Genomic DNA, 21,813 nt, shown 5'->3' with positions numbered 1-21,813 from the left:
TTAGACAGGCCGGGCGCTCACGTGCCCGGGTTGCGAATAGCGCAGCACCGTCTCGCATAGATAACGGTCGAGATCGGTCGTATCGCCGTCCGCTTTGGGTAGTGCCGGCTGCGTTTCGGCTTGCTGCAACGCCTGCTCGATAAAGCCGTGTATCGCTTCACGACGCGGGCCATAGGCCGACTCCACCACCTGGCGCTTGAGCGTCAGCAGGGCATCGATTTCCGCCAGCAGGGCGGGGTCGCGCACTGTGGCGTCGAGCAGTGCAGCGAAGGTCATGGGCGGTCGGCCCAGTCCTGCGTCGATCCAGCGTACGGCCAGTAACGGGCGCAGCACATAGAGGTACTTTTTGAAGCGCACCTGCTCGTCCTGCAGATAGCCGCGAAAGTTCTTTTTGGCCATCGATAGGTAGTGGTGCCGCGCGGCGGTCGGGCAGTAGAACTGCTCGGCCAGTTTGCGCAGCTCTTCAGCGGCGCCCGGTTCCTGGCGGTAAACCAGCGGCGAATCCAGCCACTCCAGCAACGTAGGGTTGGATTTACGCAGCAGTTGCAGGGTCTTGCGCAGCTCCCAGCCGCCGATATCCAGCTCATCGCTCAGCGGCCGCTCGATTACATCGCGCGGCGCATCCACGCGCAGGTACCAGGGCTGGCGCTGTACATAGACGAAGCGCACGTCATAGTCGCTGTCCGGCGAGGCGAAACCCCAGGCGCGGCTACCCGACTCGCAGGCGTAGAGCACGGTGACCTCATGCTGCGCTTCTATTGCTTTCAGCTCGCGTAATACCCACTTGCGCATTTCTGTCGAGAGCGGGTGGCGTTGTTGATGCAGGTCCATCTGTTTGTTCCTTGGTACCAGTCTTCAATTTATCCAGTATTGAGGATCGCAATACGCCAGCTTTCCTGCTGCCATTAGCCTCAACAATTGGGTGCTCAGCAGAGCCTGCTGCTCAGGCGTGGGCTGCAATGCATAGGCTCTCCGTCGGTGTTTGTGCCATGTATTCAGTGCCGCCTGCAGTACTTCTCGCTGCGTCCCGTCCTCCGTTATTTCCAGTGCCTGCAGCAATTGCTGTAGATGGCTCCAGAGTGGTGTCAGGGCGGCCAAGGTAACAAGCTTGCAACTTTCTCCCTTGCTTAGCGAACTGACTATGGCTGCTGACAATTGCTCATCACCCGTGCGTATGGGCTGGCGTTTCAATAGTCGGCTGGCTGCGCGCACGACTTGGGCGGATGAGTCATCCAGAGCACTCAACAGGGTGGCCAGCACATCGTCAGGGGCTACTGCCACGATGGCTTCCAAGGCTCTGCTACGAACCACCGGCGCCGAGTGCGACAAGGCGGCTTGCAGGGTCGGCATCGCCCTTGGTTCAACCAGCTCCTTGGCCAGCCCGATAAGCCCGAGCCAGCCGTTCTTGTCTATCGGTTGCTCGGTCAGCCCTAGCATCAGCACTTCTCTACTGTTTACCTGATAGCGAGGCGCCGCCCAGCACGCCAGGCAGCGAACCGCTGGAGCGGGGTCGAGCAAGCCCAGGCGCAGCAAGTTCTGGATCTGCGGCAATTGCTCGTCTCGCGCCAGCCATTCGCGCAGCGCTGTGACTCTTATTTGCGCGCTTGAACTTGCAAAGCCCTGTCGCAAAAGCGCTCTGGCGTCTGCCAGGGGCAGGCGTCCACTGGCCGCCAATGCCATGCGTCGTACGCCTGTATCGGCGTGTTTCATGGCTATTTGTGGCGTTGTCGGCAGCGCGCCGGCTTCGCTCTTCAGCAGTAGCTCGAAAAGAAAGCGTGCGCCTTTGCCTCGGCGACCGCTCAGTGCCTCGAAAAGTGTGGCGTGCAGTTCTGGTTGAGATAGCGCTTCGGCCATTTGCTGCAGGATCGCCTCAGGGTTACAGCGGCCCTTGCCGGCTAATGCCAGCAAGGGCTCCAGGGCGTAAAGCAGTGCGTCAGCCTGATTGGGATGGAGGTAGTGCTGCACACCACGTTCGGCCAGCTGACGTATTTGCGGCACCCAGTCGTTGAGTCGCTCGACCAATGCGAGCAAAGCCTGCTTGCTCGGCGTATCGCATAGCACGTGTACGGCAACCTCGCGTACGAAGCCGTTACTGTTGCGGCTGAGTTGCGACCAATCATTTTGCTCGTCGCAATCTGTAAGCATATTCAGCGCATCCTGCTGCCAATAGTGCGCGCTGCTCAGCGGGTGTTGATGTCGATGGCGCAGGCGCTCCAGCCATTGCGTTAGGTGTTTCATTTTTCCTGTCCTTCTATCCTTTAACGCACACCACCTGTCGCAGGGTGTGCACGACTTCCACCAGCTCGCGCTGGGCGTGCATGACTTTTTCGATGTCCTTGTAGGCCATGGGGATCTCGTCGATCACGTCGGCATCCTTGCGGCATTCCACATGGGCGGTGGCGCGGATCTGGTCGTCCAGGCTGAACTGTTTTTTCGCCTGGGTACGGCTCATTACCCGGCCAGCGCCGTGGCTGCAGGAGCTGAACGCCTCCTCGTTACCCAGGCCGCGGACGATAAAGCTTTTCGCGCCCATGGAGCCGGGGATGATGCCCAGTTCGCCCTTCTGCGCCGAGACCGCGCCCTTGCGGGTGATCAGTACGTCTTCGCCGAAGTGGCGTTCCTTCTGTACATAGTTGTGGTGGCAGTTGACCGCTTGCAGGTTGGCCTCGAACGGCTTGCGGATCACCTGGCGCGCCGCGGCGATCACCGCCTGCATCATCAGTTCGCGGTTCTGTCGGGCGAAGTCCTGGGCCCAGCTCACGGCCTCCACATAGTCCTGGTAGTGCTGGCTGCCTTCTTCGAAGTAGGCCAGGTCCTTGTCCGGCAGGTTGGCGATGTGCTGGCGCATATCGGCCTTGGCCAGTTCGATATACAGGCTGCCGATGGCGTTACCCACACCGCGCGAACCGCTGTGCAGCATGAACCAGACACGCTGGGCCTCGTCCAGGCAGACCTCGATAAAGTGGTTGCCGGTACCCAGCGTTCCCAGATGTTTGCGGTTGTTGGTCTTCTCCAGCCGCGGTTGTTTATCGGTGATCAGCTTGAAGCGCCCGGCCAGGTTCGCCCAGGCCTGGTCGGTGGCGCTGGGCACGTTTTCCCAGGCGCCTTTATCGCGGCCGGCGCGGGTGCTGGTGCGGCCATGGGGCACGGCGCGCTCGATGGCATCGCGCAGCCCGCTAAGGTTATCCGGCAGGTCGCTGGCGGTCAGCGAGGTGCGCGCGGCCATCATCCCGCAGCCGATATCCACGCCGACCGCAGCGGGAATCACTGCGCCCAGGGTGGGGATCACACTGCCGATGGTCGACCCCTTACCCAGGTGCACGTCCGGCATCACGGCCAGGTGCTTGAAGATAAACGGCAGCTTGGCGGTGTTGATCAGCTGTTGCTTGGCATCGGTCTCCACCGGCACGCCCTGGGTCCAGAGCTTGATCGGTTTGCCGTTGGCGACTTCCAGCAGTTGGTAGCTTGTGTCTTTCATGGTCTTGTCTCTTGTATTCACTAAGCGCCGGCTATAGAGCCGTGCGCATCTAAATGGTTGGCTGGGCGCGGCCGGCCAGGCGGCGGATCAGGCGGCAGGGGCGGCAACGCACCGCGTGGGCATATACCGAACCTTGTACCACCTCGTACCACCATTGCTGTTGCGCGGCGGTCCAGACTTCGTCCTTGCCGCAATCGACGCAGCGAAACGGTTGATCCTGATACCAGCCGCGGGCCACAAATAGCGGCTCGCCATAGCTGTTGTAGGACGCCAGTAACGCTGGGTTAACCGTTCTCGCCTCGCTGGGCCGAAAACCCAGCGGCAGGTACTCGTCCAGTGCGCGCTGCGCCTTGGTCGCTCGCAGTCGGCGAGCTGTTTTTATTTCCCGGCGGCGTTGCTTTCCGCTTTTCATGATGCTGCCTATCCTTGCATGTTATTTCGGCGCGAGAGTCACCAGGCCATTCAGCACCTGATCCAAGCCGCCGAACACGGAAATCCGGTCGATGCGTTCGGCCACCCGCTCCAGGGTTTCCAGCTCCTTCAGGCGCAATGCCGTCGGGTTGTCTTCCATCACCTTGGCGGTGTTGAGCAGCGAGCGCGTCGCCGAGGTTTCCTCGCGGCGGCGGATCACGTTGGCCTGGGCGGATTTCTCCGCCGCCACCACCTGGGCCAGCAAGGCTTTCATCTCGCCGGGCAGGATGATGTCGCGCACGCCCAGGCTGCTGACCTCCAGGCCACAGCCCGGCAGCTTGGCGGCGAGATGGCTGCTTACCGCTTCGTCGATCAACTGCTTGTTCTCCAGTAGCTCATCCAAGGTGCGCGTACCCACCGCTGCACGCAGGCCGAATTGCAGCTCGCGGTACAGGTGCTCCTGGGGTTTGGCCAGGCGCGAATGGGCCAGCAACACGTCGCTGTAGTGCCAGTTGGCCGCCAGGTTCAGGCGCAGGCTGATCTTGTCGCGGGTGAGGATTTCCTGGCCGCTGACTTCCAGCGCCTGAATCCGCATATCCACCAGCTCGACGCTGATCTGCCGGTTGAACCGCCAGAAGCCGTAATGGCCGGCAGGCAATAGCTCGATCACCGCGCCATCGACCTTGAGTACGCCGACCTGGAACGCCGGAACCTGGGTCAGCAACACCGCATCCAGGCCCAGCAAGGTCTGGCTACGCAGGCCGGGTTGGGTGAGCAGGGCGACCAGCGCGGCGTTCAGGCGATACTCCTGGCTCAGGTCGATGCGCTCCAGGCGCTGTTCGTTCTGGCCCTTCCAGTACAGGCGATGGCTGCCGGGCGGCAATATTTCCACCAACATGCCGTCTTCATAGCGCAGGCCGGCCTCGTGCTCGGCGGTATCGAAACGTTCGAAGTGGCGTTCTATCAACGCCGGCTCATGCTTGCGCAGATAACCGGCCAGGCGGTGTTCGAAGCGCGGGCAGTTCAGGCTGAAAACCTCAACGCTCAGGCGGTTGCGCGGATCGAAGCGGCGGTACAGACCGGGCTCCAGGATGGCCTGGAAGTCGCCTTCGGCGTACAGCAGCGCGCGTTCGTTCTTTTTCACCATAAAGCGTTTGAGCATGTTCATCGTTAATTCCTTTTCTCTTTTCTTATCGGTATGGGTGTCGGCGTTCGCCGATCCGCCGGGCGTCCGTACTGGGGCTGCGGGGTGAGCGTGCATCGCGACCGTCCTGTCGTAAGACCTGCCTTGGCCCGACGTTGACTCTGCCCGCCGCTCGAGCGCGGGGCCGGGCGGATCGGCGTGGCAGTGCAATCGCTCTGCCACGCCAACGGGTACTGCGGTGTTGCGATCTAGCTGCCGTGAGAGGGCATTTTTCGAGCGGGAATCGAACCCGCGACACGTCTTCCGAAGAAGACTGCTCTACCAGTTGAGCTATCGAATGGCTGGGCAGGACTCGAACCTGCGACCGTTCTTCCGGGGAAGGGCGCTCTACCAACTGAGCTACCAAGCCAATGACCGAGCGTTGCGGTGGCGGCATGCGGGGCATCCGAACCCGAAGGTGGATCCCGGCACCGGCGGGATATGACTCCCGACCCGTTGGCCTGCCTGGCGCTGTGGTCGAGAGGGATATTGCGAGGGGCGTGCCAGAATCTTCCTGCTATCTGAATATTTTTATAAGTGTCTAATTTATAAGGAAAATATTTTTAATTTTTAAGCGTTGGAAAAACATACTCGGGTTTGGCTGCTTGCATTGCTATATTTTGTTATCGATATTTATCTTTTGGTATAAACATGTTCGCTAAGAGAACCGTTGCCATTGGCTTTGTCGGCGCCACCCTGGATCGAGTCGGCAAGGGCGCCAACCGCTGGAGCAAGTGGCGGCCCAGCGTTGGCCTGTGTCAGCAGCAGGATTTGCTGATTGACCGCCTCGAACTGATCCACAGCCCGCGCGACGCCGGGCTAGCTGGGCGTATACGCGACGATATCGCTGCGGTCTCGCCGGAAACCGAGGTGTGCCTGCATGCCATGGCCCTGCGTGATCCCTGGGATTTTCAGGAGGTCTACGGCGCCTTGCACGAGTTCGTCAGCAGCTATGCCTTCGATACCGAGCGCGAGGATTACCTCGTGCATATCACCACCGGCACCCACGTCGCGCAGATCTGCTGGTTCCTCCTGACCGAGGCGCGCTACCTGCCGGCGAGGCTGGCGCAGACATCCCCGGGGCGCCGCGCGGAGGAGGCCACGCACAGCGGCACCTGCACGCTGATCGACCTCGACCTGTCACGTTACGACGGCATCGCCACGCGCTTTCGCCGCGAGCAGCAGGAAACCCTGGCCTTTCTCAAATCCGGTATCGCCACGCGCAACCCCGCGTTCAACCGCAGCATCGAGCAGATCGAGCGGGTGGCAGTGCGTTCGCGCGCGCCGATGTTGCTGGTCGGCCCGACGGGCTCGGGCAAGTCGTTTCTCGCCCGGCGCATCTATGAACTCAAGCGCGCTCGGCATCTGCTGCAGGGGCGTTTCGTCGAGGTCAACTGCGCCACCCTGCGCGGCGACGGCGCCATGTCCGCGTTGTTCGGCCACAGCAAAGGTGCCTTTACCGGGGCGCAGACGGCGCGCGAAGGGCTATTGCGCGCGGCCGATGGCGGCATGCTGTTTCTCGATGAGATCGGCGAGCTGGGGCCGGACGAACAGGCGATGCTGCTCAAGGCCATCGAGGAGAAGCGCTTTTTTCCCTTGGGCAGCGACAAGGAAGTGGAAAGCGACTTTCTGCTGATTGCCGGCACCCACCGCGACCTGCGCGAGCGGGTGCAGCAGGGCCTGTTTCGCGAGGATCTGTTCGCCCGTATCAACCTCTGGACCTTCGAGCTGCCCGGCCTGGCCGGGCGCCGTGAGGATATCGAACCGAACCTGGAGTTCGAGCTGGAGCGCTACGCCCGCGAGCAGGGCCGTCAGGTGCGCTTCAACCTGCAGGCGCGGCAGCGTTACCTGGCTTTTGCGAGCAGCAGCGAGGCGGCCTGGAGCGGTAACTTCCGCGAGCTGTCGGCCTCGATCACTCGCATGGCCACCCTGGCCGACAGCGGGCGGATCGACGAAGCCCAGGTGGAGGAGGAAATCCTCCGCCTGCAACGCGCCTGGAGCGGCAAGGGGCCGGCGCGTGGCGGTATCGAGCAGGATTTGCAGCGGTTGCTCGGCGAGCGCTGGCAGGCGCTGGACCTGTTCGACCAACTGCAATTGCCAGGGGTGGTTGCGCTCTGTCGTGAGGCCGCCAGCCTGTCCGATGCTGGCCGCCAGTTGTTCGCCCAATCGCGCCAGGGCAAAAGCCAGCCCAACGACGCGGATCGGCTGCGCAAATACCTGGCGCGTTTTGGTCTGGATTGGCAGATGGTGCGGGAGTTGTAGAGGGGGAGGTTACTAGCGTTGTGACACAGATCGGCCTGCGGTTAAACGGACCCCGTAGGGTGGGTTAGCGGCGCTGAGTGCTAAGCGATCAGACACCACCGGCGTGGCGCGCCGCGTAACCCACCAGGCGGCTTGCCTTGAAACTGGGCCGAGTTGCGCCGATGGTGGGTTACGGCGCGGCGGATTTTGTTGAGTCATCGCTATTGGCGGTATGCGCCTAACCCACCCGGTGATTCGGCTGGCCGCTAGCGGTAGATGCCGCTCATACCTTTACGCTCGTCCAGGCATTCGGGAGAGGCGGTTTCGAACTCGCGGCAGATCAGCGGGCGCACTTCGTAGATGGTGCAGCGCATGCTGTCGCGATCCAGCGCCGCGCACCAGCCGTCGTCCAGGCGCAGCATGACTTCGCCGCCCCAGTCGTCGGTATCGATATAGCGTTGCGGCACGCCGGTGTCGGTAATCAGCATGACTTCCAGCTGGCAGCAGCAGGCGGCGCAATTGCTGCAGCTGACGGCTTCTTCGAGGGGTAACTGGAGATGGGGGATGCTTTCGCTCATGCCGCGCAGTGTACGCCATCACTGCTTTGGCGATGCTCACTGCCGACGTAGGGTGGATGGCATTTTACCCATCCATCCTAGTGAGGAGGCGCCGCGCTGATTGAAACCGCTCCGCAATTTTCAACGGGGTGGCTATCTACCTACCCTACGTGGACTGGCGAGTACGCAGCTTTTGCTCGTATTGCGCGCGATAGAGATTGGCGAAGCCATGTAGCACAGGCATGACCAGAGCCCAGATGGCGCCAATCAGCAGCAGGCTTGGCCAGGTGCCGTAGGGCAGGCCGACGCCGGCGATCTGCGCGCCGGCGTAATAGGACAGCGGCGCGCCAATCGCGCCGAGCAAACTGCCGCGCCACCAGGGTTGTGCGGTCCAGGCCAGGCAATGATTGAGCGTGGTAGCCATCAGCAGCCACAGGCAGGCTAGCCATAGCGGAATTAGCGTGCGTGGCTGGCCGAAGTCGAACACGCCGAGGTTGAGTAGAAAACTGTCCAACGCGCTGCCGGCGAGAAACACACTGATCAGCAGTTTGCCTTCCGCCGCCCAGCTGCTGGTCCACAGCAGATGCACCGCCAGCACCGCTGCGACAATCAGCAGCCACAGGCTGTCGCCGCCAAAGACGCAGGCGAACCAGCCGAGCTGAAATAGCAGGGTGTTGACGATCAATTTAGGCATTGAGATTTCCCAGTAGCGGAGCAGGACGTGCTGCCGGTTTCGCCAGCAGCAATTGCGCGGTGCCGATGGTGCGCTCGATAAAGCCACCCTCGCAATAGCACAGGTAGAACTCCCACAGACGAAAGAAGTAGTGGTCGTAGCCCTGCTGCTCCAGCTTGTGCCGCGCCTGGCGCAGGTTGTCGTGCCAGATGCGCAGGGTGCGCGCGTAGTGCAGGCCGAAGTCTTCCATGTGGTGCAGGTTCATGTCGGTCTTGGCAGTGATGATGTCCAGCATCTTGTTCACCGAAGGCAGGGCGCCGCCAGGGAAGATATAGCGCTGGATAAAGTCCACGGCGTTTTTCGCCTGCTCATAGCGCTGGTCGCGGATGGTGATGGCTTGCAGCAGCATTAGGCCGTCGGGTTTGAGCAGGCTGGCGCACTGTTCGAAATAGGTCGGTAGGAAACGATGACCCACTGCTTCAATCATCTCGATCGACACCAGTTTGTCGTACTGCCCAGCCAGGTCGCGATAGTCCTCCAGCAGCAGGGTGATCTGCCCTTGCAGACCCAGTTCGGCAATGCGTTGCTGGGTATAGGCGAACTGCTCGCGCGACAGGGTGGTAGTGGTGACCTTGCAGCCATAGTGGGTGGCGGCATAGATCGCCATGCTGCCCCAGCCAGTGCCGATTTCCAGCAGGTGGTCGCTAGGTTTCAGCGCGAGCTTCTGGCAGATGCGTTCGAGCTTGTTCAGTTGCGCCTGCTCCAGGCTGTCGTCGGCGCTTTGGAACATCGCTGCCGAGTACATCATGGTCGGGTCGAGGAACTGCTCGAACAGCCCGTTACCGAGGTCGTAATGCGCCGATATGTTTTTGCGCGAGCCTTTACGCGTATTGCGGTTTAGCCAGTGCAAGCCCTGGATCAGCGGACGGCCGAGTTGCGCCAGGCCGCTTTCCATGGCATCGAGTACGTCGAGGTTGCTGACGAATACGCGGATTACTGCCGTCAGGTCCGGAGTGGTCCAATAGCCATGTATATAAGCCTCGCCCGAACCGATTGAACCGTTGCCTGCCACCAGTCCCCAGACCGCACCATCTTGCACCTGAATCTCGGCGCAGAGGCTGGAGTGGGCATCGCCGAACTCCATGCGTTCATCCCCTTCAACGATCACCAGCAGACCATGGCGCAGTTGTTTCAGCTGGCGCATTACTGCACGGCGCAACAGGCTGGCACCGATGCCGCTGCCGGCGCGCACGGTGTGTTTTGCAGAAGCCAAGCTAGAGCTTTTCATGGGGGACTTCCTTTGATGCGGGGCGGGCGACGCGTAAATCACCCTCGGCGGCCCGATGGGTGAACAGGGGGATGCGTTTGAGCAGCAGGCGCAGGGCCTGCCAGTAGATGGCGGCAAGGGTTTTGCCGGTCATCCAGGGAAAATCCAGCAGGTAGCGGTGCAGGCTGGCGCGATTCAGGTCTGTGCGCTGCAGGCTGAGGCTGGCGTCGAAGAGCTTTTCCTCGCCTTGCCAGTCAGCCATATGGATGCCTAAGCGTTCGCCGACCGGGCTGAAGCTCATGCGGTATTCCAGATCGCGCGGCAGAAACGGCGAGACGTGAAATGCCTTGGCCACGGCGACGTGCTGATGGCCCGTACCCTCGGCCGGCAAAACGTAGTGGTAGCGCTCCCGGAAAGGCGTGTTGCTCACCTCGCAGAGAATCGCCGCCAATTGGCCATCGGCTTCATGGCAGTAGAAAAAACTCGCCGGGTTGAAGGCCAGGCCCCAGCTACGCGGCTGGGTCAGCAGGCAGATATGCCCCAGCGGTGTGCGCCCTAGGGCTTCGGTGACGCGCTGACGCACGGCATCGATCAGGTGCATGCCGGCTCCGGTGAGCTGCGGCAGGTAATCGCTTTCGCGAAAGGCAAAGGGCGCAAATCGTCCACGCCCGGCCAGCGGCGACAGTGCCAGCACCGCATCCTGCTCGCTCAGGTCGAGATAGAGCAGGCCCATGCGATAGCGAAAGTTATGCAGGCGCGGCGCAAAGCGCCGGTGCTGCACCCAGCCGCTATACAGGGCGCTATTCATTGTCATTGGGCTGTTCACTACAGCGCCTCGCCGAATTCGCGGGCCACGTGCAGCGCGCTCACCACGCCATCTTCGTGGAAGCCATTGGCCCAATAGGCGCCGCAGAAATAGCTGTGGTTGGCGCCGAGCAGTTCTTCCCCGCGTGCCTGCGCCGCAACGGCTTCGAGGCTGTACTGCGGATGGGCGTAGGTGTAGCGGGCGAGGATCTTGTCCGGGTCGATGGCATCGCTCTGGTTGAGGCTGACGCAGAATGTCGTCTCGCTTTGAATACCTTGCAGAATGTTCATGTCATAGGTAACCGCAGCAGGCTGGCTCGCCGGCCCGCCCAGGCGATAGTTCCAGCTGGCCCAGGCCAGTGGCCGTTTTGGTAGCAGGCGGGTATCGGTGTGCAGCACCACATCGTTGTCGGCATAGGGCAGCGCGCCGAGGATTTCCTTCTCGATGCGTGTGGGCTCGGCCAGTAGCGCCAGGGCCTGGTCGCTGTGGCAGGCGAAGATCACCTTGTCGAAGCGCTCGCTGCCGGCGGCGCTGTGCAGGGTAACGCCCAGGGCATCGCGCTCGACCCGGGTCACCGCGCAGTTGAGGCGGATATGCTGCTTGAAGGATTCTGTCAGCGGTGCGACATAGCTGCTGGAACCGCCCTCGACCACACACCACTGCGGGCGGTCACTGACCGACAGCAGGCCGTGGTTCTTGAAGAAGCGCACAAAGAACTGCAGCGGAAAACCAAGCATGTCATTCAGCGACATCGACCAGATCGCCGCACCCATCGGCACGATGTAATGCTGAATAAAACGCTCGCTGTAGTCATTGGCCTTGAGGTAATCACCCAGGGTCATATCGCTGGCGATGCGCTGCTGGTTAAGGTCGTTCAGCGCCTCACGATTGAAGCGCAGGATGTCGCGCACCATGCCCCAGAACTTCGGTGACAGCAGGTTACTGCGCTGAGCGAACAGGCTGTCGAGGCTGTGCCCGTTGTACTCCACGCCGCTGACTGGGTCGCTTACCGAGAAGCTCATCTCGGTGGCCTTAAAGCCGACGCCGAGCTGGCTGAGCAGGCGGATAAAGTTCGGGTAGGTCCAGTCGTTAAATACGATAAAACCAGTGTCGACCGCATAGCGCTTACCTGCCACCTCGACTTGCACGGTATGGGTATGCCCACCAATCCAGTCGCCGGCTTCGAAGACCGTGATGTCGTGGCTGCGGTTAAGCAGGTAGGCGCTGGTCAAACCGGCGATACCGCTGCCGATAATGGCGATCTTCATGAGTGGTCCTTGGTGGTGGCTGCAGAGCGGGCCATACGGGCGCCGATGGCCACCTGTAAACGCTTGGGCAGATGGCCGAGCAGCTTGAGCATGGCGATAAAGGGGCCGGGGAAGCTTATTTCAAAGGGTTGCTGGTGCAGGCGTTCGGCGATATAGCGGGCGGCTTTGTCCACCGGCCAGCGCATGGGCATGGGGAAGTCGTTCTTCTGCGTCAGTGGGGTGTCGACGAAACCGGGGCTGACCAGAGTGACGGCAATGTTTTCGGCGTGCAGATCGATGCGCAGGGCTTCCATCAGGTAGCGCATGGCGGCCTTGGAAGCGCCATAGGCTTCGGCACGTGGCAGCGGCATAAAGGTCACCGAGCTGCCGACGCCCACCAGATGCGCGCGGTTGCCCAGGCGCAGCAAGGGCAGGGCGGCTTCTATGCAGTAGCTTGCCGAGAGCAGATTGGCGCGCATCACACGCTCAACCATCGCCGCCTCGAAAGCGCTGACCTCGACATACTCACAAGTGCCGGCGTTGAGGATGACGCAATCCAGCGCGCCCCAGACCTGCGCGATATGTTCGCCAATCGCGCGTACCTGCTCGATGTCGCTGAGATCACCGGCAACCACCAGCACGTGTTCAGGGAAGCGTTTGGCCAGCGCCTGCAACGGCTCGATGCTGCGGGCGCTGAGGGCCAGGCGATGACCCTGTTCGAGCAACTGTTCGGCCAGGGCGGCGCCAATACCACTGCTGGCGCCTGTGAGCCAGATACGCCGTTCGTTCAGGTTCATGCCAACCTCCGTTTCAGCCAGCGGATCGCCGAGCCGAGTAAGGGCAGGTGCTCGTAGAGCAGGCTGCCGGCGTCGAAATAGTCGCGGTGGCGATAAACCTTGTCCTGCCACAGCAAGTGCGAGCAGCCTTCCACGCGAATCAGTTGGCCACCGGCCAGGCGCGGGTGGCGATAGCTCATGGTCCAGCGCAGGTAGCCTTCACCGTCGCGTACTTGATCAAAGCCATAGAAGTCGAAGCGCAGTTCGCTGACGTTGGCGTACAGCTCGGCAAAATAACGCTGCATATTGGTCAGCCCGCGCACCTCATGCAGCGGGTCGCAAAACAGCGCATCGTCGCTGTAGAGCTGGCCCAGGCGGTCGAGGTTGTCCTTGTTCAGCTCGGCAAAGTCCTGGGCGAACTGGCGCAGAAAGTCGCTCACAGCAGCTCCTCGCCGGCAAGGTGCGGCAGGCTTTTGAACGCCGCCAGTGCACGCGCGCGGCTCTTGCTTAGGTCGACGATTGGTGTGGGGTAATCGGCAATGCCGAACAGCCCACCGATGGCCGACGGGTTATGGATATTGGTCTTGTTCAGGCCAACCAGCTCCGGCACCCACTGGCGGATAAAACGGCCGTCCGGGTCGAATTTCTGCGATTGGCTCAGTGGGTTGAAGATGCGAAAGTAGGGCGCCGAATCGGTGCCGGTGGAGGAGCTCCACTGCCACCCGCCGTTGTTCGCCGCCAGGTCACCGTCGATCAGGTGGCGCATAAAGAAGCGCTCGCCTTCGCGCCAGTCGATCAGCAGGTTCTTGGTCAGAAACATCGCCACGATCATGCGCAAGCGGTTGTGCATCCAGCCGGTGGCCAGTAGCTGGCGCATGGCTGCATCGATGATCGGGAAGCCGGTGCGGCCGTCCTGCCAGGCTTTCAGTTCCTGCGGCGCATCGCGCCAGGCCACCGCCTCGGTTTCCGCGCGGAATGCACGGTGCATCGAAACGCGCGGGTAGCCGACCAGGATGTGCTTGTAGAACTCGCGCCAGAGCAGCTCGTTGATCCAGGTGATGACCCCGACGTTACCGCTGTCGAACTCGCCCTGGTTAGCCTGCAAGGCTGCATGCAGGCACTGGCGCGGTGAGATAACCCCAGCGGCCAGATAGGCAGACAGTTGGCTGGTGCCGGGTTGCGCGGGGAAGTCGCGGGCGCTCTGGTAGAAGTCGATCTGCTGCGCGGCAAAGTCGTCCAGACGCCGCGCAGCCTCAGCTTCACCAGCTGGCCACAGCTCACGCAGTTCGGCAGCGGGCGGGGCGAAGCCTGCAACTTGTTCAGGAATGGCATCGCTCTGGATCGCAAGCGGGGGCTGCGCTTTAGGTGTGGCGATCAGGGCCGGCAGGGCGGTGTGCAGGCGCTGATAGCAGACCTTGCGAAACTGGCTGTAGACCTGAAAGTAGCCGCCGGATTTGGTCAGCACGCTGCCGGGCTTGAAAAACAGCTGATCCAGATGGCTGCGAAAATTTACCCCCAAACCATCAAGCGTTTGCGCCACGGCCTGGTCGCGACGGGTTTCATGTACGCCGTACTCTTCGTTGACCTGCACGCTACTGATCTGCAGCTGCTGGCATAGCTCGCCGATCACCTGCGGCGCCGCGCTCCAGTTATCGGCTTCACGTACCAGCAGCGGTACGTTGAGTTTGCCCAGCTCAGCGGCCAGCTCTTGGAGATTACGCAGCCAGAAATCGACCTTGCTCGGCGCGTCATCATGGGCCAACCACTGGCCCGGGCTAAGCAGGTACAGCGCCACGGTCGGGCCATTGCTCATGGCGGCGGCTAGAGCGCTGTTGTCCTGCACGCGCAGGTCGGTACGAAACCAGATCAGTTGCAGCATGTTCAATTCCGTTAGCTCTGCAGCAAATTAAGGTCGGTAAGGCTGTGCAGCGCGGCCAGCGGGTCGGCGGCCAGGCTCAGTTCGGCGTTTTGCGCGGTGATGTTCTGCAGTTCTTCGGCGTGGATCTGCACCGCTTGCCCGACCAGCAGGCTGGGGCACTCATAGCCGCCGAGCAGGCGCTGCAGGTGCGTGTTGTTCAGCGCCTGGCTGGAATACAGCAGCACCGCCCGCGGCTGAATATGCTCGACTGCCAGGGCCAGCTCGGTCGGCGGCAGCGGCCAATCGAAGACCTCCACCGGGCAACCGGCGCTGCTCGCCAGCCAGGCGGTGAGCCACAGGCCGGGGGCCATCGGTAGGTCAGACACGTTGATCAACAGCAGCGGCGCGCCGTTGCACTGGCGGTTGTTGTGGTACAGCCGTGCGCCGAGTTTGCTGCGCAGCCAGGAGTAGAAAAACACCCGCTCGGCCTGGGCGCCGAACTGGTTGCGCCAGCGCAGTTCGAGCTCTTCGAGCAGCGGCAGTATCAGTTGTTGGCACAGGGTATGGGGCGGGTAGAGCGCCAGTTCGCTATTGAAGCAGTCATCCAGGCGCCGCTCGTTGAGGTTACAAATGGCTTCCTGCAATTTCTGGCGCTTGGCTTCCCACTGCGAGCTGGCTTCGGCAAATGCCGGCTGGTTGGAGCGCAGCAGGCCCTTGACCTGGCTGACGGACACACCGCGATCAAGCCAGGTGAGAATCGCCTGGATGCGCGCAACATGTTCCTCCGAATACAGGCGATGCCCTTTGGGCGTGCGGTGCGGCACGATCAAGCCGTAGCGTCGCTCCCAGGCGCGCAGGGTTACCGCGTTGACCCCGGTGATGCGCGCCACATCGCGGATCGGCATATAACCCTGGGCAATGGCTGTCTGGTAATCATCGGCAGCCGCACCAGCGATATTCGGCTCAAGACTCATAGGGCATTACGCAGGCTGAGGTTTTCCGGGTGCGGCTGCAGATAGACCTGCTGTGCGATGTAGTGGTCTGGATGACGGCGGAAGTGGTGCTTGAGCAGGGTCATGGGCACCACCAGCGGCACCACACCATGGCGGTACTGGCCGATCAGCTGCTGCATTTCCTGCTTTTCTTCGCCACTCAGCGATTGCTTGAGGTAACCGCTGAGGTGCTGCAGCACGTTGCTGTGGGTGCGGCGGGTGGCGCAGCTTTTCAGCGCACTCATCAGCTCGCTGAAATACCGCGGCGCCAGCTCGTTGAGGTCTTGCTGGCCGAGGCTGCCGACCATGCGCCCGAGCAGCTTGTACTGCATGGGGTGAGTGGCCATCAGCAGGTATTTGTAGCGCGAGTGGAAGTCGATCAGGCCTTTACGCGTCAGACCATCGCGCAGCAACTGTTGCCACTCCGAATAGGCAAACACGCGGGTTATGAAGTTCTCGCGCAGGATCGGATCGTTGAGGCGGCCGTCTTCTTCTACCGGCAAGTTGGGGTGCCGCGCGCAGAAGGCCTGGGCAAAGATGCCACGGCCGGGTTCGCTGGGGCGGCCGTTGTCCTGATAGACCTTGACCCGGTGCAGGCCGCAGGACGGCGACTGCTGCATAAAGATGTAGCCGCAGATATCGGTCAGCTCGCCGGCCATGCGCTCGCCATAAGCGGCCAGCGGCGCGGTGACATCCACCTCACGGTTGACCGTACCCACGGCGCGCGGCGCTAGTGGATCGCCAACCAGACGGATCGGCTCACGCGGGATACCCATGCCGATGGCCACTTCTGGGCACAGCGGGGCGAAGTCGAAATATTCGCTGAGGGTGCGGCTGCACAAGCGCGATTCTTTGTGGCCGCCGTTGTAGCGAACCTCGGAACCCAGCAGGCAGGCGCTGATACCCAGCTTGGGTTTGCCGCTGATAGTTTCGCTTGAGTGCATGGGCAACCTCTGATGAAGACTTGTACAGGTCTTTGTGCCTGTACAACTTTCTTTCATCATAGGTTTGTAATTGTACAAGTCAATATCTTTGTACAACTGCTGTAGGGTTTTGTGTGTAAGCCTGTTACTTCCAGCCCATGCGCCAGTGTTCTGGGTTTTCCAGTACGCGCCAGTCCAGCCGCTGGCAGCGTTGGTTGAGCACGGCCTGCAGCTCGATCTGCAGCACGGTGCCGTCTTCATCGCAGAACAGCTCGGTGACGAGAAAATGCTTTTCGCGGTTTTGCGGCTGCGCTGCTGTCCATTTCGACAGCAGCAGCTTGCGCGGGTTAATCCGATGCCTGGCTGGCTTAGGGCGGGGCAGAGCGCTCATTGCAAATGTTCGAGCAAACGCCGCGCGGCTTCCTGACCGCTAAGCCAGGCGCCTTCCACGCGGCCTGACAGGCACCAGTCGCCGCAGGCGTAGATGCCCAGGTCGGAATCGGCCAGTACGCCCCACTGGTGTGCGCTGGCTGGGCGGGCATAGAGCCAGCGGTGCGCCAGGCTGAAGGCCGGGGCGGGCACGGCGCAGCCGATCAGCTCGGCGAAGGCGCCGAGCAAGTGTTCGATCACCGCTTCCTTGGGCAGGTCCAGGTGCTGTTTGGTCCACTGGCTGGTGGCGTGCAGCACCCACGTGTCGAGGCTGGTATCGCGGCCGGGTTTGCTGCGGTTGCGCGCCAGCCAGTCGAGCGGCCCCTCCTGAACAAAGCAGCCTTCGACGTTGGTGTCCAGCGGGTTGGCAAAGGCCAGAGCCACGGCCCAAGTCGCGTCCATAGCTACGCTTGCCGCTGCACCAGCCAGTTTCGGTACGCTGGATAACAGTGTTGTGGCCTGCGGCGCCGGGGTGGCGACGATCACATGGCTGAACGGGCCGTGGCTGTTGCCCTCGGCATCCTGCAGGTGCCAGTGTTGCTCACCGCGAAAGACTTCGGTGATGCGGCAGGAGAAGACCACCGGCAATGCGCCGAGCATGGCGCGGCTGATCGCACTCATGCGCGGGCTGCCGACCCAACGGATCTGCTCGTCTGGCGAGGCACTGAGCTGGCCGTTACTAAAGTTGTAAAGGCTGGGGGTCCATTCGGCGACCCAGCCGCGCGCCTGCCAGTGCTGCACCACCTCGACAAAGCGCCGGTCGCGGGCGGTGAAGTACTGCGCGCCAAGGTCCAGCGCGCCGGCATCGCTGCGTTTACTGGCCATGCGGCCGCCACTGCCGCGGCTCTTGTCGAACAGTTGCACCGGGTGCCCGGCGCCGTGCAGCGCCTGTGCGGCAGACAGTCCGGCAATGCCGGTGCCGATGATGGCGATGGGGTGAAGAGCGGTCATGGTTTACCTCGTGTTTTCAAGCGTTAGGCTACGCTTTAGACAAAAGCTATACAATATGGTTTTTATGTATAGGATGTGCCGGAGTCGATCCTGCCTTCCTATAGTTAAGACAACCTGCGGCCGGATTGAAGCCACAAACGCGATTAATCCGTCGGTTGTTACTAACGATGCAGAGCTATGCAAAGGCCATGCGAGGGCAGCGTGATGCACATTCTTCTGACGGGCGGAACCGGTTTGATTGGGCGAGCGCTGTGCCGCCACTGGTTGCAACAGGGCCATCAATTAACCGTATGGAGCCGCCGTCCCGAGCAGGTCGCCACCCTATGTGGTGAGGCAGTGCGCGGCATTGGCCGGCTCGATGAGCTGGCTGAAGAGCCGCTGGATGCTGTGGTCAACCTGGCCGGGGCGCCGATTGCCGACCGGCCCTGGACGCGTAAGCGCAAGGCGTTGCTGTGGGCCAGCCGGGTCGGCTTGACCGAACAACTGCTGGCCTGGTTGGAGAGCCGCGCGCACAAGCCGCAGGTGTTGCTGTCTGGCTCAGCGGTGGGCTGGTATGGCGATGGCGGCGAGCGTGAACTGCATGAGGATTCACCGCCGGTGAGCGAGGATTTTGCCGCGCAGTTGTGTGGCGCCTGGGAAGAAACTGCCCAGCGCGCGGAGGAGTTGGGTATTCGTGTGGTACTGCTGCGCACCGGGCTGGTGCTGGCCCCTGACGGCGGGCTGCTCAAGCGCTTGCTGCTGCCGTTCAAGCTGGGTGTGGGCGGCCCACTGGGCAATGGCCGACAGTGGATGCCGTGGATTCATCTCAGCGATCAAATCGCCCTGATTGATTTTCTCCTGCAGCAGGAGCAGGCCAGCGGTCCTTATAATGCCTGCGCGCCGACGCCTGAGCGTAACCGCGCCTTCAGCCAGGCCTTGGGCCGCGAGCTGCATCGGCCGGCGTTTATGCCGGCCCCGGCATTTGCCCTGCGCCTGCTGCTGGGTGAGCTGTCGGTGCTGCTGCTCGGTGGCCAGCGCGCGCTGCCGACGCGCTTGCAAGAGGCTGGCTTCAGTTTTCGTTTTACTCATTTGGATGTGGCTCTGGCGGACTTGCTCGGCCATCACTGATTAGGATTTTGCATGACCGATCACGCCTTGCTGTTGGTAAACCTGGGCTCGCCGGCCTCCACTTCCGTGGCTGATGTGCGCCGTTACCTCAACCAGTTTCTGATGGACCCCTATGTCGTTGATCTGCCTTGGCCGCTGCGGCGGTTGCTGGTTTCGCTGATTCTGATCAAGCGTCCGGCGGCCTCGGCGCATGCTTATGCCTCGATCTGGTGGGAAGACGGTTCGCCGCTGGTGGTGCTGAGCAAACGTCTGCACGAGGCAATGAAAGCTTCCTGGAGCCACGGACCGGTAGAGCTGGCCATGCGCTATGGCGAGCCGTCGCTGCAAACCGTGCTGACCCGTCTGGCCGCCCAGGGCATCAAACAGGTCACCCTGGCGCCGCTGTACCCACAATTTGCCGACAGCACCACTACCACGGTGATCGAAGAAGCGCGGCGGGTAGTGCGTGAGCAGCAACTGCCAATCCGTTTTTCCGTCCTGCCGCCGTTCTATGACCAGCCGGAATACCTGGACGCCCTGGTCGACAGCGCCAAGCCTTATCTGGAGCAGGATTTCGATCATCTGCTGCTGAGCTTTCACGGCCTGCCGGAACGTCACCTGCACAAGCTCGACGCCAGCGGCCATTGCCTGAAAGGCGCTGATTGCTGTCGCACGGCCGCGCCCGAAGTGCTCGCCAGCTGTTACCGCGCCCAGTGTCTGCGCAGCGCCGAACTGTTTGCCCAGCGCATGGGCCTTAAGCCCGAACAGTGGTCAGTGTCGTTCCAGTCGCGCCTGGGCCGCGCCAAGTGGATTGAGCCCTACACCGAAGCGCGCCTCGACGAGCTGGCCAAACAGGGCGTGAAGAAATTGCTGGTGATGTGCCCGGCCTTTGTCGCTGACTGCATCGAAACCCTGGAGGAAATCGGCGACCGTGGCCGTGAGCAGTTTGTTGAAGCCGGCGGAGAAAGCCTGCAGCTGGTGCCGTGTCTGAACGATCATCCAAGCTGGGTGGCGGCTTTGAAGACGCTGAGCGAGCGAGCCCCGCTGATGCTCTAGCAGACCGTTGAAAGCTACCTGCGTTGGCAATACTGCGTTAAAAACGGCCTCACAGCCAAAGGCTGAACGTGCTTTAGCACGGCCCAGAAGGGGTGAGCAAAGCGAATCAAATGCTCATTTACAACACGTAAACTCCGCTTTTGACTCTCTATGTTCGTCCTGCGGGCCAGCCTGCGGCTGTTACTCCGCTTCGCTACGTTTCGGCCGTTTTTGCCTTGTCTTGCCTGCCTCGCCTACGCTTTCAACGGCCCGCTAACCGAATACGGCGCGGCTGTCATTCGCCCGAAGGGATGCCGCGCATTCGCCTCGCTGATAACACCTAAGGGCGATACTCATCGCCCTTGATATCGGCCTAAGCTGGCAGTTCTTTTAACCGTCGTGCACCGCACCAACGGTGCCGAGGAGACTGCCAGTGCCCAACAACAATAACGGCTATCCCTCTGCTACCCGCGCCTGGGTAACGGTCGCCATTCTCATGGTGGCGTACGTGCTGTCGTTTATCGATCGGCAGATTCTCAATCTGCTGGTCGGGCCGATCCGCCGTGATCTGATGATCAGTGACACGCAGATGAGCCTGCTGATGGGCCTGTCATTTGCGCTGTTCTACACCGTCTGCGGTATTCCCCTAGGCCGTCTGGCCGATACCAAGAGCCGGCGTGGGCTGATCGCCATCGGTGTGCTGTTCTGGAGTGCGGCCACCGCTGCTTGCGGCATGGCCAAGCTGTACTGGCATTTTCTGCTGTGCCGCATTGGTGTCGGTGTGGGCGAGGCGGCGTTGTCGCCGGCAGCCTACTCGCTGATTGCCGACAGCTTTCCGGCCGAGCGCCGTGCCACGGCAATTAGCGTGTATTCCATGGGCGTCTATCTCGGCTCCGGCATCGCGTTTTTGCTCGGTGGGCTGGTGATTCAGTTTGCCTCGGCCCAGGGCGATGTGATGCTGCCGGTGTTTGGCGAAGTGCGGCCATGGCAGTTGATCTTTCTGATTCTCGGCGCCGCCGGCGTGTTGTTCACCCTGCTGATGTTGGCGGTCAAGGAACCAGCGCGGCGCGGCGTTGGCGCTGGTGTAGCAGTGCCATTGGCGGACGTCGGCCGCTATATCCGCGCCAACCGCCGTACCGTGCTGTGCCATAACTTCGGTTTTGCCGGCCTGGCGTTTGCCGGTTACGGCAGTGCCGCGTGGATTCCGACCTTCTTTATCCGCACGTACGGTTGGGACGCAGGCCAGGTTGGCATCGTCTACGGCAGCATCGTGGCGGTGTTCGGTTGCCTGGGCATTGTCTTTGGTGGCCGCCTGGCAGACTGGATGGCCAAGCGCGGCAGCAGCGACGCGAATATGCGCGTTGGCCTGTATGCAGCCATTGGCGCAGTGCCGTGCGTGCTGGCCTTCCCGCTGATGGAAACCGCGCTATGGGCGGCGATTCTCACCGCGCCGGCGGTGTTTTTCCTGAGCATGCCGTTTGGCGTGGCGCCAGCGGCGATCCAGGAAATCATGCCCAACTCGATGCGCGGGCAGGCCTCGGCGATCTATCTGTTTGTTATCACCCTGATCGGCCTGGGCATCGGCCCGACGGCGGTGGCGCTGGTCACCGACTATGTATTCGCCGATGACATGGCGCTGCGTTACTCGCTGCTGATCGTCACCAGCATCGCCGTGTTCAGCTCCATCGTGCTGTTGAGTATGGGACTTAAGCCCTATCGCGAGAGTGTGGTGCGGTTGCAGGGGTGGTCGGCCAACCCTGCCTGAGTTTAACCAGCAATAAAAAAGGCTATGTCCCAATCGCGTGTTGCATGGTCCGACCAACCGCCTCCTGGATACAGTGAACGGGCTGAATACGCTGCTGATAGCGTTCAAGCATGCGGCGCCAGCCCAGGTAGTTCGG

General features: G+C 61.8%; 21 protein-coding genes, 1 tRNA gene and 1 pseudogene. 4 read left to right on the top strand and 19 right to left on the bottom strand.

Annotation, left to right across the window (positions count from 1 at the left end; translation table 11 throughout):
• From AACX99_RS20060 to AACX99_RS20035, 6 genes are all read right to left on the bottom strand, one after another.
• A complete protein-coding gene (locus tag AACX99_RS20060; protein WP_339414193.1) occupies positions 1 to 831 on the bottom strand; it encodes a nucleotidyltransferase domain-containing protein in 831 nt (276 codons plus the stop codon).
• A 24-nt stretch (positions 832 to 855) separates the two neighbouring features.
• Positions 856 to 2,238, bottom strand: coding sequence for a HEAT repeat domain-containing protein (locus AACX99_RS20055; RefSeq protein WP_339414192.1), 1,383 nt, complete (start codon positions 2,236 to 2,238; stop codon positions 856 to 858).
• A gap of 13 nt (positions 2,239 to 2,251) precedes the next feature.
• A complete protein-coding gene (locus AACX99_RS20050) occupies positions 2,252 to 3,478 on the bottom strand; it encodes an RtcB family protein (RefSeq protein ID WP_339414191.1) in 1,227 nt (408 codons plus the stop codon).
• A 49-nt stretch (positions 3,479 to 3,527) separates the two neighbouring features.
• Positions 3,528 to 3,890 (bottom strand): zinc-ribbon domain containing protein, encoded by a 363-nt coding sequence (locus tag AACX99_RS20045; RefSeq protein WP_339414190.1) that lies wholly within the window; start codon positions 3,888 to 3,890, stop codon positions 3,528 to 3,530.
• 21 nt (positions 3,891 to 3,911) lie between these two features.
• Positions 3,912 to 5,057 carry a slipin family protein gene (locus AACX99_RS20040; protein ID WP_339414189.1) on the bottom strand — a complete coding sequence of 382 codons (1,146 nt, stop codon included), beginning with the start codon at positions 5,055 to 5,057 and terminating at the stop codon, positions 3,912 to 3,914.
• A gap of 314 nt (positions 5,058 to 5,371) precedes the next feature.
• Positions 5,372 to 5,442 (bottom strand) — tRNA-Pro (locus AACX99_RS20035).
• A 281-nt stretch (positions 5,443 to 5,723) separates the two neighbouring features.
• Between AACX99_RS20035 and rtcR the strand changes: the two genes are divergently transcribed.
• Positions 5,724 to 7,334 carry an RNA repair transcriptional activator RtcR gene (gene rtcR, locus AACX99_RS20030; RefSeq protein ID WP_339414188.1) on the top strand — a complete coding sequence of 537 codons (1,611 nt, stop codon included), beginning with the start codon at positions 5,724 to 5,726 and terminating at the stop codon, positions 7,332 to 7,334.
• 245 nt (positions 7,335 to 7,579) lie between these two features.
• On the opposite strand, the gene AACX99_RS20025 is transcribed toward rtcR, so the two are convergent.
• From AACX99_RS20025 to AACX99_RS19970, 12 genes are all read right to left on the bottom strand, one after another.
• Positions 7,580 to 7,891, bottom strand: a complete 312-nt coding sequence (locus tag AACX99_RS20025; protein WP_339414187.1) for a YkgJ family cysteine cluster protein — start codon at positions 7,889 to 7,891, stop codon at positions 7,580 to 7,582.
• Between the two features lie 145 nt (positions 7,892 to 8,036).
• Entirely contained in the window at positions 8,037 to 8,564 is a 528-nt protein-coding gene (locus AACX99_RS20020; protein WP_339414186.1) for a DUF2878 domain-containing protein, read from the bottom strand.
• Positions 8,557 to 9,831 (bottom strand): cyclopropane-fatty-acyl-phospholipid synthase family protein, encoded by a 1,275-nt coding sequence (locus tag AACX99_RS20015; protein ID WP_339414185.1) that lies wholly within the window; start codon positions 9,829 to 9,831, stop codon positions 8,557 to 8,559. Before AACX99_RS20015 ends, AACX99_RS20020 begins: the two co-directional genes overlap by 8 nt.
• Positions 9,818 to 10,618, bottom strand: coding sequence for a DUF1365 domain-containing protein (locus AACX99_RS20010; RefSeq protein WP_339414231.1), 801 nt, complete (start codon positions 10,616 to 10,618; stop codon positions 9,818 to 9,820). Before AACX99_RS20010 ends, AACX99_RS20015 begins: the two co-directional genes overlap by 14 nt.
• A 17-nt stretch (positions 10,619 to 10,635) precedes the next feature.
• Entirely contained in the window at positions 10,636 to 11,883 is a 1,248-nt protein-coding gene (locus AACX99_RS20005; protein ID WP_339414184.1) for an NAD(P)/FAD-dependent oxidoreductase, read from the bottom strand.
• Positions 11,880 to 12,659, bottom strand: a complete 780-nt coding sequence (locus AACX99_RS20000; protein WP_339414183.1) for an SDR family NAD(P)-dependent oxidoreductase — start codon at positions 12,657 to 12,659, stop codon at positions 11,880 to 11,882. Before AACX99_RS20000 ends, AACX99_RS20005 begins: the two co-directional genes overlap by 4 nt.
• The gene (locus AACX99_RS19995; protein ID WP_339414182.1) at positions 12,656 to 13,078 is read right to left on the bottom strand and encodes a nuclear transport factor 2 family protein; all 423 of its coding nucleotides are present in this window, start codon (positions 13,076 to 13,078) and stop codon (positions 12,656 to 12,658) included. Before AACX99_RS19995 ends, AACX99_RS20000 begins: the two co-directional genes overlap by 4 nt.
• Positions 13,075 to 14,514 (bottom strand): deoxyribodipyrimidine photo-lyase, encoded by a 1,440-nt coding sequence (gene phrB, locus AACX99_RS19990; protein ID WP_339414230.1) that lies wholly within the window; start codon positions 14,512 to 14,514, stop codon positions 13,075 to 13,077. Before phrB ends, AACX99_RS19995 begins: the two co-directional genes overlap by 4 nt.
• Before the next feature lie 14 nt (positions 14,515 to 14,528).
• Positions 14,529 to 15,470, bottom strand: coding sequence for a MerR family transcriptional regulator (locus tag AACX99_RS19985; protein ID WP_445261890.1), 942 nt, complete (start codon positions 15,468 to 15,470; stop codon positions 14,529 to 14,531).
• Entirely contained in the window at positions 15,467 to 16,432 is a 966-nt protein-coding gene (locus tag AACX99_RS19980) for a YbgA family protein (protein WP_339414181.1), read from the bottom strand. Before AACX99_RS19980 ends, AACX99_RS19985 begins: the two co-directional genes overlap by 4 nt.
• Positions 16,433 to 16,556: 124 nt before the next feature.
• A complete protein-coding gene (locus AACX99_RS19975) occupies positions 16,557 to 16,802 on the bottom strand; it encodes a TIGR02450 family Trp-rich protein (protein ID WP_339414180.1) in 246 nt (81 codons plus the stop codon).
• The gene (locus AACX99_RS19970) at positions 16,799 to 17,791 is read right to left on the bottom strand and encodes an NAD(P)/FAD-dependent oxidoreductase (RefSeq protein ID WP_339414179.1); all 993 of its coding nucleotides are present in this window, start codon (positions 17,789 to 17,791) and stop codon (positions 16,799 to 16,801) included. Before AACX99_RS19970 ends, AACX99_RS19975 begins: the two co-directional genes overlap by 4 nt.
• Before the next feature lie 204 nt (positions 17,792 to 17,995).
• On the opposite strand from AACX99_RS19970, the gene AACX99_RS19965 reads away from it, so the two are divergent.
• The 3 genes from AACX99_RS19965 to AACX99_RS19955 all read left to right on the top strand — a co-directional run bounded on the left by AACX99_RS19965 (position 17,996) and on the right by AACX99_RS19955 (position 21,677).
• A complete protein-coding gene (locus tag AACX99_RS19965; RefSeq protein ID WP_339414178.1) occupies positions 17,996 to 18,898 on the top strand; it encodes a TIGR01777 family oxidoreductase in 903 nt (300 codons plus the stop codon).
• A 12-nt stretch (positions 18,899 to 18,910) separates the two neighbouring features.
• Positions 18,911 to 19,933 (top strand): ferrochelatase, encoded by a 1,023-nt coding sequence (hemH, locus tag AACX99_RS19960; protein WP_339414177.1) that lies wholly within the window; start codon positions 18,911 to 18,913, stop codon positions 19,931 to 19,933.
• Positions 19,934 to 20,345: 412 nt separating this feature from the next.
• Positions 20,346 to 21,677, top strand: coding sequence for a spinster family MFS transporter (locus AACX99_RS19955; protein WP_339414176.1), 1,332 nt, complete (start codon positions 20,346 to 20,348; stop codon positions 21,675 to 21,677).
• 22 nt (positions 21,678 to 21,699) lie between these two features.
• Here AACX99_RS19955 and AACX99_RS19950 read toward each other — a convergent pair.
• Positions 21,700 to 21,813, bottom strand: a pseudogene (locus AACX99_RS19950) (IS1595 family transposase); the annotation flags it as partial.

This window comes from Pseudomonas sp. EA_35y_Pfl2_R5 (assembly GCF_963970805.1).
Classification (GTDB): domain Bacteria; phylum Pseudomonadota; class Gammaproteobacteria; order Pseudomonadales; family Pseudomonadaceae; genus Aquipseudomonas.
The sequence above is the reverse complement of the archived record's forward strand: the minus strand, read 5'-3'. Positions and strand labels throughout refer to the sequence as shown.

Excerpts from the sequence above, each read along its gene's own strand:
- AACX99_RS20045 (WP_339414190.1), bottom strand. The coding sequence starts at position 3,890 with ATGAAAAGCGGAAAGCAACGCCGCCGGGAAATAAAAACAGCTCGCCGA.
- AACX99_RS20000 (WP_339414183.1), bottom strand. The coding sequence starts at position 12,659 with ATGAACCTGAACGAACGGCGTATCTGGCTCACAGGCGCCAGCAGTGGT.
- AACX99_RS20025 (WP_339414187.1), bottom strand. The coding sequence starts at position 7,891 with ATGAGCGAAAGCATCCCCCATCTCCAGTTACCCCTCGAAGAAGCCGTC.
- rtcR (WP_339414188.1), top strand. The coding sequence starts at position 5,724 with ATGTTCGCTAAGAGAACCGTTGCCATTGGCTTTGTCGGCGCCACCCTG.
- AACX99_RS19985 (WP_445261890.1), bottom strand. The coding sequence starts at position 15,470 with ATGAGTCTTGAGCCGAATATCGCTGGTGCGGCTGCCGATGATTACCAG.
- AACX99_RS20020 (WP_339414186.1), bottom strand. The coding sequence starts at position 8,564 with ATGCCTAAATTGATCGTCAACACCCTGCTATTTCAGCTCGGCTGGTTC.
- AACX99_RS20050 (WP_339414191.1), bottom strand. The coding sequence starts at position 3,478 with ATGAAAGACACAAGCTACCAACTGCTGGAAGTCGCCAACGGCAAACCG.
- hemH (WP_339414177.1), top strand. The coding sequence starts at position 18,911 with ATGACCGATCACGCCTTGCTGTTGGTAAACCTGGGCTCGCCGGCCTCC.
- AACX99_RS20005 (WP_339414184.1), bottom strand. The coding sequence starts at position 11,883 with ATGAAGATCGCCATTATCGGCAGCGGTATCGCCGGTTTGACCAGCGCC.
- AACX99_RS19970 (WP_339414179.1), bottom strand. The coding sequence starts at position 17,791 with ATGACCGCTCTTCACCCCATCGCCATCATCGGCACCGGCATTGCCGGA.
- AACX99_RS19975 (WP_339414180.1), bottom strand. The coding sequence starts at position 16,802 with ATGAGCGCTCTGCCCCGCCCTAAGCCAGCCAGGCATCGGATTAACCCG.
- AACX99_RS20055 (WP_339414192.1), bottom strand. The coding sequence starts at position 2,238 with ATGAAACACCTAACGCAATGGCTGGAGCGCCTGCGCCATCGACATCAA.
- AACX99_RS19965 (WP_339414178.1), top strand. The coding sequence starts at position 17,996 with ATGCACATTCTTCTGACGGGCGGAACCGGTTTGATTGGGCGAGCGCTG.
- AACX99_RS19980 (WP_339414181.1), bottom strand. The coding sequence starts at position 16,432 with ATGCACTCAAGCGAAACTATCAGCGGCAAACCCAAGCTGGGTATCAGC.
- AACX99_RS20010 (WP_339414231.1), bottom strand. The coding sequence starts at position 10,618 with ATGAATAGCGCCCTGTATAGCGGCTGGGTGCAGCACCGGCGCTTTGCG.
- AACX99_RS20015 (WP_339414185.1), bottom strand. The coding sequence starts at position 9,831 with ATGAAAAGCTCTAGCTTGGCTTCTGCAAAACACACCGTGCGCGCCGGC.
- AACX99_RS20040 (WP_339414189.1), bottom strand. The coding sequence starts at position 5,057 with ATGAACATGCTCAAACGCTTTATGGTGAAAAAGAACGAACGCGCGCTG.
- AACX99_RS20060 (WP_339414193.1), bottom strand. The coding sequence starts at position 831 with ATGGACCTGCATCAACAACGCCACCCGCTCTCGACAGAAATGCGCAAG.